The sequence below is a fragment of the Salinimicrobium maris genome (assembly GCF_049680855.1).
GTDB lineage: Bacteria > Bacteroidota > Bacteroidia > Flavobacteriales > Flavobacteriaceae > Salinimicrobium.
Genome location: NZ_JBMPGS010000005.1, coordinates 11,837 through 30,166 on the forward strand (window position 1 = coordinate 11,837; position 18,330 = coordinate 30,166).

Annotated in this window: 17 protein-coding genes; 3 read left to right on the top strand and 14 right to left on the bottom strand. The window is 40.0% G+C overall.

Going from position 1 to position 18,330, the window contains the following annotated elements; all coding sequences use genetic code 11:
• Positions 1 to 31 precede the first annotated feature (31 nt).
• The 13 genes from ACOV1Q_RS13660 to ACOV1Q_RS13720 all read right to left on the bottom strand — a co-directional run bounded on the left by ACOV1Q_RS13660 (position 32) and on the right by ACOV1Q_RS13720 (position 13,982).
• Entirely contained in the window at positions 32 to 1,120 is a 1,089-nt protein-coding gene (locus ACOV1Q_RS13660; RefSeq protein WP_424494963.1) for a hypothetical protein, read from the bottom strand.
• 27 nt (positions 1,121 to 1,147) lie between these two features.
• Positions 1,148 to 2,026: a glycosyltransferase family 8 protein gene (locus ACOV1Q_RS13665; RefSeq protein WP_424494964.1), complete on the bottom strand. Its 879-nt coding sequence runs from the start codon at positions 2,024 to 2,026 to the stop codon at positions 1,148 to 1,150.
• On the bottom strand, positions 2,017 to 3,720 hold the full coding sequence (locus ACOV1Q_RS13670) for a hypothetical protein (protein WP_424494965.1): 1,704 nt from the start codon (positions 3,718 to 3,720) through the stop codon (positions 2,017 to 2,019). Before ACOV1Q_RS13670 ends, ACOV1Q_RS13665 begins: the two co-directional genes overlap by 10 nt.
• Positions 3,721 to 3,826: 106 nt before the next feature.
• Positions 3,827 to 5,122, bottom strand: coding sequence for a lipopolysaccharide biosynthesis protein (locus ACOV1Q_RS13675; protein WP_424494966.1), 1,296 nt, complete (start codon positions 5,120 to 5,122; stop codon positions 3,827 to 3,829).
• Positions 5,123 to 5,173: 51 nt separating this feature from the next.
• Positions 5,174 to 6,328: a DegT/DnrJ/EryC1/StrS family aminotransferase gene (locus tag ACOV1Q_RS13680; protein ID WP_424494967.1), complete on the bottom strand. Its 1,155-nt coding sequence runs from the start codon at positions 6,326 to 6,328 to the stop codon at positions 5,174 to 5,176.
• Complete coding sequence (locus ACOV1Q_RS13685) at positions 6,325 to 7,350, bottom strand: dTDP-glucose 4,6-dehydratase (RefSeq protein WP_424494968.1); 1,026 nt, start codon at positions 7,348 to 7,350, stop codon at positions 6,325 to 6,327. The genes ACOV1Q_RS13680 and ACOV1Q_RS13685 overlap by 4 nt, the downstream gene beginning before the upstream one ends.
• Entirely contained in the window at positions 7,347 to 7,991 is a 645-nt protein-coding gene (locus ACOV1Q_RS13690) for a NeuD/PglB/VioB family sugar acetyltransferase (protein WP_424494969.1), read from the bottom strand. Before ACOV1Q_RS13690 ends, ACOV1Q_RS13685 begins: the two co-directional genes overlap by 4 nt.
• A 2-nt stretch (positions 7,992 to 7,993) precedes the next feature.
• Complete coding sequence (locus ACOV1Q_RS13695; RefSeq protein ID WP_424494970.1) at positions 7,994 to 9,112, bottom strand: DegT/DnrJ/EryC1/StrS family aminotransferase; 1,119 nt, start codon at positions 9,110 to 9,112, stop codon at positions 7,994 to 7,996.
• 86 nt (positions 9,113 to 9,198) lie between these two features.
• Positions 9,199 to 9,711: an acyltransferase gene (locus tag ACOV1Q_RS13700; protein WP_424494971.1), complete on the bottom strand. Its 513-nt coding sequence runs from the start codon at positions 9,709 to 9,711 to the stop codon at positions 9,199 to 9,201.
• 11 nt (positions 9,712 to 9,722) lie between these two features.
• Positions 9,723 to 10,760: a Gfo/Idh/MocA family protein gene (locus ACOV1Q_RS13705; RefSeq protein ID WP_424494972.1), complete on the bottom strand. Its 1,038-nt coding sequence runs from the start codon at positions 10,758 to 10,760 to the stop codon at positions 9,723 to 9,725.
• 78 nt (positions 10,761 to 10,838) lie between these two features.
• On the bottom strand, positions 10,839 to 12,008 hold the full coding sequence (locus ACOV1Q_RS13710) for a GDP-L-fucose synthase family protein (protein WP_424494973.1): 1,170 nt from the start codon (positions 12,006 to 12,008) through the stop codon (positions 10,839 to 10,841).
• 121 nt (positions 12,009 to 12,129) lie between these two features.
• Positions 12,130 to 13,242: a GDP-mannose 4,6-dehydratase gene (gene gmd / locus ACOV1Q_RS13715; protein WP_424494974.1), complete on the bottom strand. Its 1,113-nt coding sequence runs from the start codon at positions 13,240 to 13,242 to the stop codon at positions 12,130 to 12,132.
• Positions 13,243 to 13,499: 257 nt separating this feature from the next.
• Positions 13,500 to 13,982, bottom strand: coding sequence for a UpxY family transcription antiterminator (locus ACOV1Q_RS13720; RefSeq protein ID WP_424494975.1), 483 nt, complete (start codon positions 13,980 to 13,982; stop codon positions 13,500 to 13,502).
• Positions 13,983 to 15,070: 1,088 nt separating this feature from the next.
• Between ACOV1Q_RS13720 and ACOV1Q_RS13725 the strand changes: the two genes are divergently transcribed.
• Positions 15,071 to 15,448, top strand: coding sequence for a DUF423 domain-containing protein (locus ACOV1Q_RS13725; RefSeq protein WP_424494976.1), 378 nt, complete (start codon positions 15,071 to 15,073; stop codon positions 15,446 to 15,448).
• A 124-nt stretch (positions 15,449 to 15,572) separates the two neighbouring features.
• Here ACOV1Q_RS13725 and ACOV1Q_RS13730 read toward each other — a convergent pair whose 3' ends face one another.
• Entirely contained in the window at positions 15,573 to 15,884 is a 312-nt protein-coding gene (locus ACOV1Q_RS13730; protein WP_424494977.1) for a rhodanese-like domain-containing protein, read from the bottom strand.
• Between the two features lie 326 nt (positions 15,885 to 16,210).
• On the opposite strand from ACOV1Q_RS13730, the gene ACOV1Q_RS13735 reads away from it, so the two are divergent.
• Both ACOV1Q_RS13735 and ACOV1Q_RS13740 read left to right on the top strand, forming a co-directional pair.
• The gene (locus ACOV1Q_RS13735; protein WP_424494978.1) at positions 16,211 to 17,605 is read left to right on the top strand and encodes an anthranilate synthase component I family protein; all 1,395 of its coding nucleotides are present in this window, start codon (positions 16,211 to 16,213) and stop codon (positions 17,603 to 17,605) included.
• A gap of 35 nt (positions 17,606 to 17,640) precedes the next feature.
• Positions 17,641 to 18,315 carry an anthranilate synthase component II gene (locus tag ACOV1Q_RS13740; protein WP_424494979.1) on the top strand — a complete coding sequence of 225 codons (675 nt, stop codon included), beginning with the start codon at positions 17,641 to 17,643 and terminating at the stop codon, positions 18,313 to 18,315.
• Positions 18,316 to 18,330: the final 15 nt, after the last annotated feature.

The following is an 18,330-nucleotide window of genomic DNA, read 5'->3' on the forward strand; positions in this document are numbered from 1 at the left end:
TTTTCTGTTTTATAAAATAAAGCTTGTAATGCTACACTACAGCCTCGATATGCTCCAAAAATGTGCTTTGATTAACACTTTCCAGACGATCCAGGAACCTGAGGGCCACGTTTCGTGTCGTATATTTTTGAATCCACTTATATTGATTTCCCTGAATTTCCTTCAGCTGGGAAAGATTTAAGGAAGAAATGCTTTTCAGAAGATCCTCCTTATTTTGGTAAGGAATACAGTTGCTCTGGTCGAGACCGTATGGCGCACACAATGGATTTTTTTGATCCAATTCTTTAAAGCACAGGATTGCTCCCTTGGCTGCGTATTCGTAATGTCTCAGACAGTCCCAACCTTCCCGTTTGGTGGTGATCCCAAATCGGGATCTTCTGATATCATCAAAGTAATCCTCCTGTTTTTCATATCGTGGTTTCCATTTCCCCACTTCAGCAACATCCAGATTTTTAAAAAGCTCATTTAAGTCTTTGTCAATATTATAGTTTACAAATTCCTGATCCTTTTGTGAAAAGGGAATATATTCAAGGTGCTCCTCAGGAATGGACATGGAGATGCCATAATGTTTAACCGGAATCTTCAGAATTTTTGAGGCTATTCTATTTAATACCGGAAATTTACTTTTAGTTATTCCGTACAATTCTGCTGTACTGGCATGTTCTCTTTTAAAAAAATGAACCTTTCTGAAATTATAGAAGTATGACCATGGCCTTACCTTAAGGTTAAAAGAATTATGAAAATAAGGAAACATGGAAGCAGAATCATAACCATCTATGATACAAAGACCTGATCTTTTTGCAGGTCCAAGACTTTTGTAGATATAATGGAACAGATCACACTGCTCAAAAATATCTGTAAATAGGATGTAATCATATTTTTCAATGTCTGATAACCAGTAGGTTCTCTTTCCCCGAATGTTATCATCTTCAGGAAGCATCTTGTATAGCGTATTTCCTCGACTGCCGGTTTTTTGAAGGTCCTCCCCGGTAGCATCCCGGTACATAAAATTCATTCTGGGGACATCTACAACCTCGATTTCAGGAACCGATCTTAATCCGTGAAGAAGGCCATCGATCAGGTAATTAGGCACACTGGAGTTCAGAAAAAGTATTTTCATTTGTGGTAAATTATATAAGAAGACGGATTATCCGTGCTGCTTCTTAAGGTGAAGGGTGATAAGAAATATAGCCGCGCACTTCCTGAGTATATTGATCAGGTTCCTGTCCGGAGGTGAATATGCTTTAAAGGGGGTCTGTTTGAGGAACTTCTTATAGAGATTCTTGTAAGGATGCCTTAACTGAAAATGCCATGGTTTGAAGGACTCATTAAAATGAATAATGGCAGGTTTATCAATCTGCTGCAGTAGTTTTTTGTCCTGGATAAATTCTCTTCGAGCAATGTATTTAAATGTAAGATTCCATTTTACCGGCAATTCCAACCAGTCATTTACTAAAACAGCATTGAGAGCATCCTGATCATGAAATTTTATTTTGCCAGGATTTTCTTTAATGAAATTAAGTACTTTACTTGCTATACCTTCGGTTCGCCATTTCTTCAGATCTAGCAGGAGCACACCTGAATTAAAGGTTTTGGTGTTTCCCAGTCCCATCTCAATATTTCTTTTGTTATTGTACTCTGGCACTGCAGCTACGGCATGACCCCGTATATCCTGAACCCAAAGGTCATTAAGGTTTTCATTTATGATAATATCGCAGTCGAGATAAAGTGCACGAGTATGCTCCACCGGGAGCAAGTCTGGAATAGATATGCGATAATAAGCCGCCCGACTTATGTGCCCATCCACCAAAAAGCTGGTAAACAACGAAAAGTCAACAGCCACAAATTTAATTTCAAACCCTTCAGTTTCAGCAAGTTTTTTCAAAATGGTCTTTGATTTTTCACTGATCCCGCCATCCAGTACATAGATAAGTAAGTCACTGGATTTATTGTGGTAATACAAAGAGGTGACCGAAACAAATAAATGCTGTGCATAGTTCTCATCTGAACAATAAACTACAACCATTTCTTACTAAATTTTTGATTAAAAAACCGCCAGATCCATCCTACTTTTAATCCCTTTGCCAGACGCACCGTGTAATCTCCTATTGAAACTGATGGAAGCCCTTTCCGTCTGTTAGGAATGTTTAAGGTCTTAAAAAGGCCATTTAAAAGGTTAATTCTTTTCATCCGAATATTATGATGAAATACGCGTATCCACTTATTTAGCCGATTGTCCACCGGGTTATATTCTTCTTCGTTATACCATCCATTCAAACAGGAAGCGTACTCACTTTGGTTACAATTTCGGAGCATGAGATCCACATCCCCTAACCAGGATAATTCTTGCTGCTCTACCTGGTGCATACTTTGCCGCACTTTTTCTTCTCCCGAATAAAACTTTGATATTTTCCCATACTGGAGAAGATCGATCACCTCATGCACCTTTTTCAATACTGGATGGTAAAGCCTCGGAAACTGTTCCTTTCTTACACAGGCTTCTGAAAGCTTCCCGTCACACAAAAGCGCTACTAAATAATATGCCCATTCTACAGGATCGGGCTCACAAGCTCCATATGAACCCAAACTGGCCTGGATTGGTTTTAATATACATTTTAAGGCTTCCCCGGCCTCTCCTTTGCGCAGGTAAACGCGGGTTAATTTCAGTTGAGGCTCGCTCATCCATGGGATCATAGTGGCACATTCGTGGTAAATGGCTATGGCATGGTCATAATCTCCTTTTTCTAAGGCTTCGTCTCCCAGCCGCAAGCACTCTAGGTGCTTTCCTTTACCACTAATGTGAAGTGTTTGTTCCAGGGACAGTTTGTCCACTATCCTAAGTTCTCCAAAAGGACCTTCTTGGATTATTCTCTGATGAGGTAGAAGTTTCTTCTGCAGGAGAAACCACTGATAGATCTGGTCCCGCTGTTTCATTGTATGATGACTGTGAACCAGGTCATGTCCACTCCCAATAACTTCGGCCAGTTTTTCCTTATTGGAGAAGAGGAAATTCATCTTATCCAGGATGTTGTTTTCATCTGCAAACACGCAGTTTACCATATCTTTGAAACCTGCTGCCTCTAGAACAGGGGATTGCTCTGTAATCAAACAACTTCGAGATCCAGGAATCTCCAGATGTTTCCGTACCATTTCCCGGGCTACTGTCCCGCAGGCAGGTACAAACCAACTGGCATTTATTGTTCTCGCATAGGCCTCCCCATGGATCATAACAGGGGAATGACTTTCATATCCTTTATGTGGAAAAATTAGCGTAGGATAACAACTGGCAATTATCGAATGTATCTTTTCCCTCCAGGGATAGAGGGGGTTTACGCAACCACTAAACATGACCGGGATTATCTTGGGTTGAGAATAATCCCTGCAGATCTCAGAATCTATAAAATTGGGCCAGACAAAAAATCTTTCTGCCAGTCCCGAGGTGTGTTCAGCAGTAGTCGTAGAAATGGTAAAAAAGGTTTCAATTCCCCAATAATCCATATCTGAAATAAAACCCGAACGACAGTCACACCAACCATCCCCGTTGTGCAAACCTATCTTTGGAACCTGTGGGTGACAATGTGTATTTTTTATTTTTATTTTTCTTGAAATCTGTGTCTTATAGCCGCTCTCAAACAGAGCTACATCTGGTTGAAACTTGTCACAGACCTCCCGGTAATCACAGTCGGTATTTATAACCACTACCTCGAAGAACTGAGACAAACACTTTTGGTGAAGCTGCATATGCAATTGCAAAAACTGCGGCAGTCCCCGGTGATCCCATTGAAAAAAAACTAATTTCGGTTTCATCTGTAGTATCAGGTAGTAATTAGTTCTGCTGTTGCTGGAGTCTGCCTATTTTAAAAAGGCAGTACAACAAGTACATAAGGCTTTCCATGGAAGCAACGAAGAGATTAAATTTTAATACTCCTGTGAGGGAACTAATATCAATCATACTTATTCCGGCTATAATTGTCAGGATGGTAATTGAAATCGACCATACCGGATTAAAGGCCCAGTTTCTGCTCGTGGCTAACGTAAATAGAGATACCGCTATTAAATTACAACATCCTCCCGCTATGCTTAAAACAAGTTCATTTTCCAGACCGCGGTAATTTTCTCCCAGGATCCACAACAACTGCGTTGGAAAAAGAGCAACAAAACTGATAATACTTATACAGACCAGGAACAGACCTCCCAGGATCTGCAAAAACCTTTGGAACAAAATTTTTCTTTCATTGGTTAGACGCGAGTAACGAGGGATTACCAGGGTTCCGAAAATATATGTCACCATAGTGAGGGCCATGGAGAGTCTTGCCAAGGCTCCTATTTCTGCAATTGCTGCAGTTGTACCAAAGATCGTAATAAGCCACACTGTGATCTGCCCCGAAAAACTATTGAAGACAGATCTGGGGAGTACTCTCTTCACTACACCCAGAATTTCCTTTTTAATCCGGGGTTGTGGTTTCTGCTGCCAGTCGGCATATTTATGAGAAATCTTTCTCAGCCGCAGGTTTCCCCATACATGAGGAAGTCCGGCAGCAAGAATAGCTATATATGCAAAAGGAAAAAGAAAAATAAACAATAACAATAAAATTCTTCCAAAACCCAGCCCCAGTTCAATTTTCTGAACAGGAACAATATCCTGATGCAAGGCGGGACCAACCGTTAGCACATATCCTGACAAGGAGGTGAAAAATGCCGGTATAAGGGCGGCCAAAATTAATACAGATGTTATCCATCCCGCACCATGATGACGAAAGAGATACAGGAACAGAGGAACGGCAATAGCTAAAAGAACAATTGCAAAGCGTTTTCTGAGCGCGTATCCCGTCACTACCACTGCACCCAGTTTTGTCCTGTCTTTCCAAACCTTCCCACCCTGTGCCATAACACTGGTAGTAATGCCTCCATCTGCAAGCATTATTAAAGACCCCAACATTAGACTGGCTAATGTATAAAGCGCATATTCCTGTGTTGGTAGAATTCTAATGATCAGGATTCCGCACGCAAAACTGATTCCCTGAACCACAATTTGAATACTCCCTGTAAGAGAGATCAGTTTCACCCATTCAAGAGCTTTAAAATAGGTAGGGCTGTATGAAATGAAAGAAGAGATCTTCAAGGGCATAATTTAAAAACTATCACTATCACTCCTTTTCCGGAGCGTTCAAAATCATGGGCCAACTTCTGTGGAAACCGGGACCGGGGAGATGAGCCTGAGGAAAACATCAACAACCTGCTGTACCTCTTCCGGAGCCATTGGCACGAAGAGGGGTAAAATAATAGATCTGTCATTCACGTCTTCAGAAACTGGCAGGACATCCTGTTCGCTCTGTTTATATGCTTTTTCGCGGTGGATGGTCATTACACCTCGTCTGCTCGCAATGCCGGCATCCAGCAATCCCTGCATGAGCGTATTTCTATCGATTAAAAAATCCTTAGAGAGATACACACTGTAGGACTGATAGTTGCTGTAGAAACCAGCCTCTTCTCTTGGAAGGATGACACCTGGTATATGGCGAAAAGCCTCATCATATATAGCTGCAATTTTTCTGCGCTCCTTAACAATCCAATCCAGCTTTTCTAGTTGGTGTATGCCCACGGCTGCCTGAATATCGGTCATCCTATAGTTGTAGCCCACCTCCAGATACTCCTCAAAAATCAGTTTATCAGCCTCGTGTCGCACCCGGTCGTTCACAGACATTCCGTGCTGCCTAAGAAGTTTAAGCCGCTCGTAATAATCTTTCCGATTGGTAGTAATCATCCCTCCGTCCCCAGTGGAAATTACTTTTCGTGGATGAAAGGAAAAACAGACCAATTCAGAATGAGACCCAATTTTCTTATTCTTGTATTGAGAACCTGCAGCACAGGCAGCATCTTCAATTAATTGCAGTCGATATTTCCCGCACAACTCTTGAAAAGCTTCAATATCTGCTGGCATACCGAGTTGATGTACCAGAAGAATTGCCTTGGTTTTAGAAGTTATCTTTTTTTCTGTTTCAACAGGATCTAAGTTATTGCTGGTCTTCAGTACATCTGCAAAAACGGGTGTAGCACCTACATACTTAATAGCGTTGGCAGTTGCAATATAGCTCAAAGAAGGACAAATAACTTCATCCATAGGCCCTACTCCTGCAACGATCATTGAAAGATGTAAGGCTGTAGTGCAATTGGAAACCGCTACTGCATAAGGCGCACCTGTATATGTTGCAAATTTCTCCTCAAACTCCTGAACCCTGGGACCTTGCGTAATCCAACCACTAAGGATGGTATCGTATGCCGCCCGGGCCTCTTCTACGGTTAAATAAGGTTTGGCAAGAGGTATCATATTTTTTCTTTTATCCAGTTGAACTCTTCTATTTCGCTAAGCACCTCAGGTGATCTTAATTTATCTTTGTAAAAATTTATGGTTTCTTCCAGGCCGCTGTCAAAATCATATTGTGCTTTGAAACCGGTAATATTAAAAAACTTATCAGCCTTCACCCATAACCTGGGAACATCAGCTGGTCTTCCCGGTAAATATTCTATTCCTAAATTGTTCTTTTGCATCATAACGAGAAGGCGGGTGAGCAACTGTTTCATTGAAATTTCTACTCCTGTACCAATATTAAAGGTTTGCCCTGCAAGATCCTGAGAATTTCCTTCCCTGACTATTTCCAAGAAACGGTATAGAGCTGCTGCAGTATCCTTGACGTAAAAGAAATCCCGCGTGACACTGCCATCTCCAAACAGCACAGGTTGCTTGTCGAATAGGATCTTAACAATACTTCTAGGTAAGATCTCACCTGCGTCTCCTTCGAAATGAGCTCGTGGTCCGTAATTATTAAAAATTCTAAAGATGGTGACAGGAAGCCCGTAACATTCCAGGTAGGCACTGGTATAGTGTTCTCCCGCGAGTTTACTTGCTCCATAGACGGTTAGTGGATTCGTTGGGGAACCTTCTGTAATAGGAAAAGAGGTAGTACGGCCATACACTTCTGAAGTTGAAATATAAAAGAAATGTTCCACATTTCCGGCTCTGGCTGCCTCCAAAACATTTAGAGTACCTTCGGCATTGACCCGGTGATTATTAAAAGGACTGTGGATAGAATTTCTCACTCCCAGACATGCAAGGTGAAATACGAAATCTATCCCGTGTAATGCCTGCCTGCAAGTTTCCGCATTAAGGATGTCTCCTTCTAAGAAGTTAAAATCTGGAGATTTTAATGCGTTGGAAAGATTCTCTAAAGACCCGTTTATTAAATTATCCAGTACAGTAACCTGATAACCTTCCTCCAGTAGTTTATCAGTCAAATGGGATCCTATGAATCCCGCTCCCCCGGTAATTAAAATATTTTTACTGTTTTTCATTTGAAGTTAGGATCAGTTAATACAAGATTTAGGTTTCGGGCGGGATTACCCACCATTCTTGATCCGGAGTCAACATCTTTTAGTACGTTACTTCCAATTCCTACTAGAGAAGTGTCCCCGATTCTTATTCCGTTAATGATAGTCGACCCACTGCCGATATAGCAATTTCTACCAATTAAGGTACCCCCTGCCACCACTACGCTGCTTCCGATCAATGTGTAATCCTGCACCTGTGAATCATGATGTATAACGGAATTAGGCAGGATACACACGTGATCGCCTATAACAGCATTACTGGTAAGTACTACTCCTGCCATTATGAGGCAATTCTTTCCAATTGTCACTCCTCGGCCTACATGAGCTGTAGGATGAATAAGAGTTATAAATCTGTCTTGATCTTGTACTAAAGAAGAGATTAACTCTTTTCTATTCAAAAAACTCTGGGGGCTGCCAGGTACTGCCAAAAGATGGATCTCCTTATGCTGCAGTATATCTCTTCCAAGAATCTCATATTCCGGTGCAGATTTATTAGTGTCATCATCTAGGAAACCCAGAAAATCATATTCTGATGTATTCAGACAATCCAGCGCCTCAATAGCGTTTCCATTAAAGGGAAAAAGCACCAGTTTTTTGCGAGTCATGATCAATAAAGGTTAAGCACCTCAATAACCCTGCTCACTTCCTCCTCTGTCATTTCTGCATACATGGGAAGAGAAATACAATGACTCGCCAAATATTCTGCATGAGGCATATCCCCTTGTTGATAGTTTAGAGTTGAATATGCTTTTTGCAGGTGACAAGACACCGGATAATGAAAACCCGGATGAATATTATGTTCGTTCAAATATCTTTGTAAATCCATCCTGTCCTCAGTACAGATCACAAAAAGATGATATACCGAATCTGCCCAAGACGGTTGAAACTGCATTTTTATTTTGGGGTTATTTATCTGTTCCTGATAAAGTTTAGCTATTTCCCTTCTGCGATTATTCCAGGAAGGCAGATACTTTAGCTTTATCCGAAGCGAAGCTCCTTCAAGTCCTCCCATTCTCATGTTATATCCTACTTCGTCATGGTAATATCGCACCACACATCCGTGGTTCCTTAAACTAAGCAGGTGAGTGTAATATTCTTCATTATTTGTTGTAATACCACCTCCTTCCCCATAGGCACCTAGATTCTTACCGGGATAGAAACTGAAACAGCCCATTTCTCCAAAACCTCCAACAGCCTGCTTTTTATACAGAGCACCATGAGCCTGGGCAGCGTCCTCTATAAGATAAAGTCCGTTACTCTCACACGTTTGTGACACTGCGGCTACGTCGAATGGCTGCCCGTATAAGTGAACTCCAATAACAGCCTTCGTTTTTGTGGTGATCTTCTCATTTATTTTTTCAGCGTCTATTTGCCATGTATCCTCTCTGCAATCAACAAAAACAGGAGTGGCCCCTGCATAAGTAACAGCCCAGGCTGTTGCTATGAACGTATTGGCAGGTACTATAACCTCATCTCCGGGTCCAATTCCCAAAGCGAGGAGAGCAAGATGTAGCGCTGAAGTTCCATTATTGACCCCGACCGCAAATCTTGTACGGCAGAAACCGGCAAAATCCTTTTCAAAATTTTCCACAAAAGAACCTCCCGAGAAAGCGGTCTGATCATATACCTCCTCAAAAGCTGTAAATATCTCGCTCTTGATACTCTCATGCTGACGATTTAGATCCAGACACTGAATCTTACTAATATTTTTTTGTAATACAGTCATATTCTTCTATTTAAACACTATTGAAAAAAGGGATTTTAAGGATGCTTTCTGCTTATAAGTCCTCTGGTAATACTTCTATGGGAATCTCAATCATGTTTTATCAAAACTTCGCTATTCTGTTTAATGATTCTGGCTGGATTACCCGCCACAACAGCTCCTTCCGGAACATTCCGGGTAACCACAGCACCAGCGCCAACTATAGCTTTCTTTCCTATTTTAATTCCGCAAAGAATGGTGGCACTTGAACCAATGGAAGCACCTTCTTCCACGAGAGTTTCCATACACTGCCAATCAGCCTCACTTTGCATAGAACCGTCTTCATTCGTAGCCCTTGGAAATTTATCGTTGATAAAAGTCACGTTGTGACCAATGAACACATTGTTTTTAATGTGAACCCCTTCACAAATAAATGAGTGACTCGATATTTTGCAGTTTTTACCAATGGTGGCTCCTTTCTGGATTTCAACAAAAGTGCCCACTTTAGTACCGTCATCAATACTACATCCATAAGCATTTACGAAATTGTAGATTTTTACTCCCTTGCCCAAGCTCACATTTTGGAGACTTTGCTTCTCATTCTCAACTGTTATTACTTCCATATTGTAGATTATTATGAGTGAATAAGGGCTGTAGCACAGGAAGGTTCTAATACGACTTCTTTGCCATGGCTTTGAAGGGATTTAGTAGAAGCTTCCAGAATACGTACTACATCCAAGCCAAGGTATGAGGAGGATCTCGGTGTGTTTTTGTGCTCAATGCAACTAATGAAATCTTCCGCCATACTCAATAGAGCCTCCGAAGTTGCGACTTTAGGGACAAAAATGTCTCCTGTTCTATAATCTACCAGAACCTGCTTCTTTTCTTCATCTGTTGCATAACTATATCCCGTATCATACACTTTTATTTTCTCTGTAGGTTCAAGGTCATTAAAAAGAATCATCTTTTTATCTCCACCAATCAGCATCATTCTCACCTTAACAGGGCTGCTCCAGGAACAATTGAAATGAGCAATAAGTCCGGATTCAAAATTTATCGTGAGATAGGCTATGTTCTCTATCCGGTTTTCAGTGTGGGTAATACCCCGTGCATTCACACTGTAAGGCTGTTCCCCTACCAGGTACCTCAAGATCGAAAGGTCGTGGGGCGCAAGATCCCACAACACGTTTATATCTGATTGAAATAATCCCAGGTTTATCCTGGTAGAGTCTAAATATTTTACAGTTCCTAATTCCCTGCGATCGATTAGCTGCTTCATTTTCTCTACAGCTCCCGTATATAGATAGGTGTGATCCACCATAAGAAGCACTCCTTTCTGCTCGGCCAGATCTATTAATATTTCAGCCTCTTCTACAGAAGACGTCATGGGTTTTTCCAATAACACATTTTTTCCGGCAAGAATTGCTGTCCTGGCAAGTTCGAAATGTGTAAAAACAGGGGTAGCTATAATTACAGCGTCGATTCCCGGGTCATGAATGACATCTCGGGCATCTTTCACTCCTTTCACAGACGGAAAGGAGCGCTCCAGTTGCTGTAGCCTTTCAGAACGAAAGTCAGCCACAGATTTGACACAGCAGTTCTTTGCCGCAAAAAAATTTCTTACCAGGTTTGGTCCCCAGTATCCGTATCCTATAATTCCAACGTTTATCATGAGATGGTTTTATTTACAGTGAGTATGAAAAGCTGCCGAGAGGTAATCTTTAACTCTATAAAAAGACAGCTGTGAAGTTTAAAGCTTTATGGAAGTTGAGTTGTACACACTGGACTTATACCACATGTAAAGCCTGTATACCCCCTCGTCCAGCTCGATGTCGTATTTCCATCCCAATGCTTTGAGCCTGGAGACATCTGTAAGTTTTCGAAAAGCACCATCAGGCTTAGAGGTGTCAAAAAACAGCTTTCCTTTATATTTTACGATCACTTTTACAATTTCTGCCAGGTGCGCAATTGATATCTCCCTTCCGGTTCCTATGTTAATATGGGTGTTTCTTACTTCCTTGATGAACCCATTCATTTTTTCCTGAAGTTCTACAATATCCTGAAAATCATACCTTTCCATCAAAAAAACACAGGCATCTGCCATTTCCTCACTCCACAGGAATTCACGAAGGGGCTTTCCACTGCCCCAAATTTCGATAGCCACAGAAGTATCTGATTCTACACCTCCGCCCAATTGCATGTCTGAATCCTTAGCACGTCGAACTCCGTACTTGTGAAGGATCTTTATAATCTCTTTTTTACCCTGACTGCCATCAACACCTTCTATTGGTCTCTTATTCAGGTCATCTGCTATAGCCTCCCAATCGTTGTTTTCCAAGGCTTTTCCTAAATGCATCTTCCGGATAAGTGCTGGCAAAACATGAGATTTCTCAAGATCGAAATTATCTTTCGGCCCGTAAAGGTTTGTTGGCATTACAGAAATGAAGTTAGTACCATACTGAAGGTTATAACTTTCACACATTTTAATACCAGCTATTTTTGTTATGGCATAAGGCTCATTGGTATATTCAAGAGTATCGGTAAGTAAGTATTCTTCTTTTATAGGTTGAGGACTGTCTTTAGGATAAATACAAGTACTCCCAAAGAACATAAGTTTCTTCACCTTGTGGAGGTAACTTGCATGGATCACGTTAGTCTGGATCATTGTGTTCTGATAAATTGCATCTGCCCTGTAAATATTGTTAGCTATAATTCCTCCCACACGTGCAGCGGCGAGAAAGACGCATTCAGGTCTTTCGTTTTCGAAAAAACAGGAGACGGCTTTTGCATCTGTAAGATCCAACTCCTGCCGGGTACGGGTTATTAGATTAGAATACCCCTTTTTCCTCAAGTCATTGAAGATGGCACTCCCCACAAGACCGCGATGTCCTGCAATGTATATTTTGGAATCTGTTTTCATTTTTATCAATTTGGCTCAACAATGTTTCCAGTTAAAAAAATTTGTTTTCTATCAATTTAGGTAAGCTAACGGTCGCGGATATGTTCTGAATATTATCTTACTTTTTATCATTTGGACTTCTTTACTCAAAGTAGTTCAGTACCCTGAATCCTGATTCTTTGAGACTATTTTCCTTTTGCATCAAATTAAGATCATGATGCATCATTTCCTTTACAAGAAAATGGAGGTCGTGGTCTGGAACCCATCCAAGTTTAGTTTTTGCTTTAGTCGCGTCTCCCACCAACAGCTCCACCTCTGTAGGTCTGTAATATCGGGGATCTACTGCCAACACTTCTGTTCCTTCCGCAATTTGGTACTCCGGATTAGTACAACACATTATATAGGCTTTTTCTGCAGGACCCTCTCCTTCGAATTTTAACTGCATTCCCACTTCTGCAAAGGCCAGGCTCACAAAATCTCTAACAGTTGTAGTTATTCCGGTGGCAATCACCCAGTCTTCAGGCTCGTTTGCCTGCAAAATCATCCACATCATGCGCACGTAGTCTTTAGCGTGGCCCCAGTCCCGTCGAGCATCAAGATTCCCCAGATAGAGCTTGTCTTGCAGTCCCAGAGCAATCCTGGCAGCAGCCCTGGTTATTTTTCGGGTAACAAAAGTTTCACCCCTCATGGGTGACTCATGGTTAAACAATATTCCATTACAGGCAAACATTCCGTAAGCCTCTCTGTAATTCACCGTTATCCAGTAGGCGTATAATTTTGCCACTGCATACGGACTTCTGGGATAGAAGGGTGTGGTCTCATTTTGCGGAACTTCCTGTACTTTTCCGTAGAGTTCCGAAGTGGAAGCCTGATAAATCCTGGTCTTCTTTTCAAGTCCGAGCAATCTTACAGCATCCAGAATTCTAAGAGTACCCAGCGCATCTGTATTTCCTGTGTATTCAGGAATTTCAAAGGAAACCTGCACATGGCTCATGGCCGCGAGGTTGTAGATCTCATCAGGTTGAATAGTCTGGATGAGCCGAATAAGATTCGTGCTGTCGGTCATGTCGCCGTAGTGCAGGATAAAATTGCGATTCTCCACGTGGGGATCCTGGTACAAATGATCTATCCGTTCAGTATTAAACTGAGAGGAACGACGTTTAATACCATGGACGACATATCCTTTATTCAAAAGAAATTCGCTTAGGTAAGCTCCGTCCTGGCCAGTTACTCCTGTTATTAATGCTATTTTCATTTTTTATTGCTTAAATTAACATGACAGTTCCATTCATGATACTGAGGAAATTATAAATATTTGCGAAGTGATTTTAGAGATTAACAAAGTGAATCTATTATGTTACAATCACCTCTAAAAGCAAAGAATTCTTTTGAATGATTCAGAGAAATAATTTCTGTTGCATCAGAAAATGGGAATGTAAAATCGGCTGAAATAAAGTATCAACTTTACACATTTCCTCTTTTTCATATAAAGCAACAAGTATAAATTCCCAGCTATACCACATTGCCCAAAACCTCCCGCGTTTTTGCATTCACAGTACAACCCAGCCCCAGAAGAATGAGTTTCGTTCTTTTTGTCCCCACTTCTTGTATTATAGCTTCCTCATCTTTAAACGCACCTGACCCGATAATCACTTTGTCACCTGGAGATAAATGACTTATTGAAACCTCTTCAAGCTCCTCACCTCCTAACCATTGCTGTATTACTTCAATCTCGCGATCCCTCACGATGGCAGGTCGGCCCAACCAGTAGAGATACCTCACCACTCCGGGAACCTCAAACACCTTTTCCCTATCTTTCTCCTTTAGCTTGACAAAAACATAGGAGCGAAAAAGAGGAACGGTTATTCTTTTCTTTCGGTCGCTCCATTGTCTCACCTCAGTAGTCATAGGACAATACACCTCAAAATTTAATTTTCTAAGAGTATCAGCAACTCTCTTTTCTGCTTTAGCCCTTGTAAATAGTACGTACCACATATTCATTTAAATTTTTACCGAAGATTCTCGGCGTAAATGAAAATTTATTTAATATTAAGCTTATCCTTCAATCAAATTTTTAAAAAGCTATCGCATTGTAAGTAACACTTGTATTACTTACTTGAGATGAAAATAATTAAAGGGGGAATTACAATTCCAACATAGAATTATGATGGAACCAGTTTCTGATAACCAGAATTTTTAAGAAAGTCAATATTTGTTAACTTGGTTTAAACAGTATAATTATAATAGGGGAGAAAATACGTCGAGAAGATCGTCTCATGGCTTCGCCGGGTGAGTCACATAAATGTTCTCACAGGCATTCTACAATGTCTTTTACAGACGCATGAAAAAAAAGGGGAATGACTTTTTCATATATTTAAAAGTATAAATAATTCTTAAATACCAGAATTTCACCATGTTAATGTTTTCTAAATATGATCTTTATTATTAATTTTATTATTATTTAAAATAACCTTTATATAATTTCTAAATTTACACTTCCCCAGTACATTTAAATTAAATTATTATATGCTTTTTAACATAATCACCTTATATTCATCTACAATAGATTTTTTTGTTTGTTCAGAATATTATTTTCTCTTCGCTTAAATGCACGTTTTTATCTTTATACTACAAAAGGTTAAACAGCTTAATTAGATGCTTGATGCTCGCTATTGAAAGAAAAAAAGGCTTAGCTTGATTCTAGCTATCTTTTCACTATGAATCCAAATAATTACCTCGCAAGTTGTTAATAAAAAGTTAATCAAAGAAAATTCCTACAAGTTATACGCAAATGCGAAACATACCTGCTCCTTATTAAACTTTTTAAGAAAATTTCTTTGTCCTTGGGTTAGAGAAATTGGAAGTTTACATTATTGATTAACAGATGTTTATGTATTTTAAAAAGTTGAATCTATTTTTCATATCTTTAAATATCCAATTTAGTATCTACCAAACTTTAGCAAAAAAGTTCATAAAAAAGCCAAACTAGTAAGTATTTTCCTAAGATCAGCAATATCCCATACATCAAATTTTTAAACATAAATACAGTTAATGATTCCGAACTTTACCGCAAAATCGTCTCTATGAATGAATTTGTATTGATGTCATCAACAATCTTTGGAGCACTCACGATTATTTTTGGAGCTTTTGGAGCACATGCTTTAAAGAAAATACTTTCCGAAGATCAAATGAAGAGTTTTGAAACAGGAGTTAAATACCAAATGTACCACGCCTTGGTTTTGCTAATTATTGGCTTTCAGCTTAATTTTTCAGGTACGATAGAGAAGATTGCAGGATGGTGTTTTATCGTGGGGACTATTCTTTTTTCTTTTAGCATCTACGCACTTACTATTTCCAGTGCAAAAGGAAAAAAAATGACTTTTCTGGGGCCGGTCACTCCACTGGGCGGACTCTTTTTAATGGCAGGATGGACCTTCCTAATTGTCTATTTCCTGTCATAGTTCAACCTTGTGCAGCTTCCTTAGTATCTAGTATATTGAAAAGAAACCCGAATACTTTTCGGCCTCGGGTTTATTTGAATGTATAAGCTCAAATCTGGATTAATAGAACTTGTGCTTCCGCTAATTATTGCTGAACATCGCCATCCCATTCCATAAAACCGCCCTGCAGGTTATTCGTATTCTCAAACCCCATTTGATCCATAATGGTACAGGCTTGAGCACTGCGTTTTCCGGAGCGGCAATAGACATAGTAGTTCTTCGATTTGTCAAGCTTTTCCACTTCGCTTACAAATTCAGGTCCTTTATAAATGTCAATGTTCTTTGATTCTGGGATATATCCTTCCTGCACTTCCTCTTCGGTCCTTACATCCAGGATCATTGCGTTGTCATCACCGCTTATTTGTTTCTTCCACTCTTCTTTGGTCAAATCTTTCATAGCTATTTCCGTTATTCATTTTTAATTCAATTTCAACACAGTGCTTCCGTGCTATACAAATATAAGAAACCTATTTATACGGGATTGAACAACATCTTGAAATCTCCTTTTGATGCCGAAAGTTTATGCTTAAAACTTTGCAAAAAGTTTGTTTTAAAAATTTTGATCTTTATATTTGTCATTCAAATGAAAATAAATTTAGTACATAGCTGGTGGTGGAACAACTTACGTCAATCGTCGTGAGCAAAACCTCCTGTATGTAAAAATTATACAAAGGCTTGTCATCACGACAAGCCTTTTTTTATGTCCTTATTTAAAATATAATAATGTATCAATTAAAAAGCACCTTTAAAAAACTTCTTGCAGACACCATTACCCCAGTGAGTGTTTACTTGAAAATAAGGGATAAATTTCCAAATAGTTTGCTGCTGGAGAGCAGTGATTACCACGGTAGCGACAATAGCTTTTCCTACATTTGTTGTAATCCCATCGCATCTATTAAGATCGAAAATGAACTCCTTACCCAAACTTTCCCAGATAAGACGAGGACTGAAACTAAAATAACTTCAGAAATAAATATTCCTGAAGCGATCCACAACTTCTCAAAAAGGTTTAAAACCGAGGACAATAACTTTAAATTCATCAACAAAGGTCTTTTTGGATATATCGCCTATGACGGCATCCGCTATTTTGAAAATGTGGCGATCTCTAAAAAAGATAAGGACTTGAAGATCCCGGATATCTATTATGCGGTTTACCAGAATATCATTGCAATCAACCATTTTAATAACGAAGCTTATATTTTCGACCATAATTATAATTCAGGAAATAACCTGGAGCAGATCGAACAACTTCTAAAGGTAAAGAATTTCGCAACCTATAATTTTTCTACGGAAGGAAAACCCGTTTCAAACATCACAGATGTAGACTATAAAAAGAATGTAGAAAAAGCGAAGGAGCATTGTTACCGCGGAGATGTTTTTCAGCTGGTCCTTTCCCGCCGCTTTTCGCAGGATTTCAAAGGAGATGAATTTAATGTATACCGCGCTCTAAGAAATGTGAATCCGTCACCTTATTTATTCTACTTTGACTATGGCGACTTTAAGATCTTCGGAAGCTCTCCCGAAGCACAGCTGGTGGTAAAGGATGGACAGGCAGAAATCCATCCAATTGCCGGAACTTTTAAACGTACCGGAAATGATGAAGAAGATGCCGAAAGTGCCAAGAGATTGGCTGCAGATGAAAAAGAAAATGCCGAACACGTGATGCTGGTTGATCTTGCCCGCAATGATCTAAGCAGGCACGGCAGTGATGTTAAAGTTGAAAAGTATAAAGAAATCCAGTTTTTCTCGCATGTCATTCACCTTGTTAGTAAGGTAACCGGTAAAAAACATACCAACACAAGTACGATGCAGGTTGTTGCGGACACCTTCCCAGCAGGAACTTTAAGTGGTGCACCCAAACACAAGGCCATGCAGCTTATTGAAAAGTACGAAACAGTAAATCGGGATTTTTATGGCGGCGCTATTGGATTTATGGATTTTGAAGGAAATTTTAATCATGCCATTGTAATCCGCTCGTTTTTAAGTAAAAACCACCAGTTACACTTTCAGGCGGGAGCGGGAATTGTTTCAGAATCTAAAGAAGAAAACGAACTTCAGGAAATTTATAATAAACTTGGAGCCCTTACAAAAGCATTAAAAATAGCGGAAGAAATTTGACGTCCTGCCCCAGTAGGGGTGCCAAAAATGACATTATGAACAACAATATTTTAAATTCACGCCCTTCTATTAAGGAACAAACTCGTCCTTCGGTCTTAGTAATAGATAATTACGATTCTTTTGTGTACAACCTGGTGCACTACCTGGAAGATTTAGGCTGCAAGGTGACGGTGAGACGTAATAATGAACTTACTTTAGAAGAAGTCGAAAAATACGATAAAATTCTCCTTTCCCCAGGCCCGGGAATTCCTGATGAAGCCGGACTTTTAAAGGATATCATTTCCAAATATGCGCCTTCAAAAAGCATTTTTGGAGTTTGTCTGGGACAACAGGCCATTGGAGAAGTTTTTGGAGGAAAACTTCAGAATCTTCCTGATGTATTTCACGGAGTGGCTTCAAAAATAAAAGTTTGTGTGCAGGACGAGTCTTTATTTTCGGGATTGGAACAGGAGATGGAAGTCGGCCGCTACCATTCCTGGGTGGTTGACGGAAAACTTCCCGATTGCCTGGAAGCAACTTCCTATGATGAGAACGGACAGGTGATGTCTTTGCGTCACCGGGATTTTGATGTAAAGGCCGTGCAATTTCATCCGGAATCGGTTTTAACACCTCAGGGTAAAAAAATGCTTGAAAATTGGGTAAACAGCCCCAACCCCGCATTATCCCAAGACCCAGACGCTGCAAATGCTGAACCTAATATTAAATTATAACTAAAATAACACCTC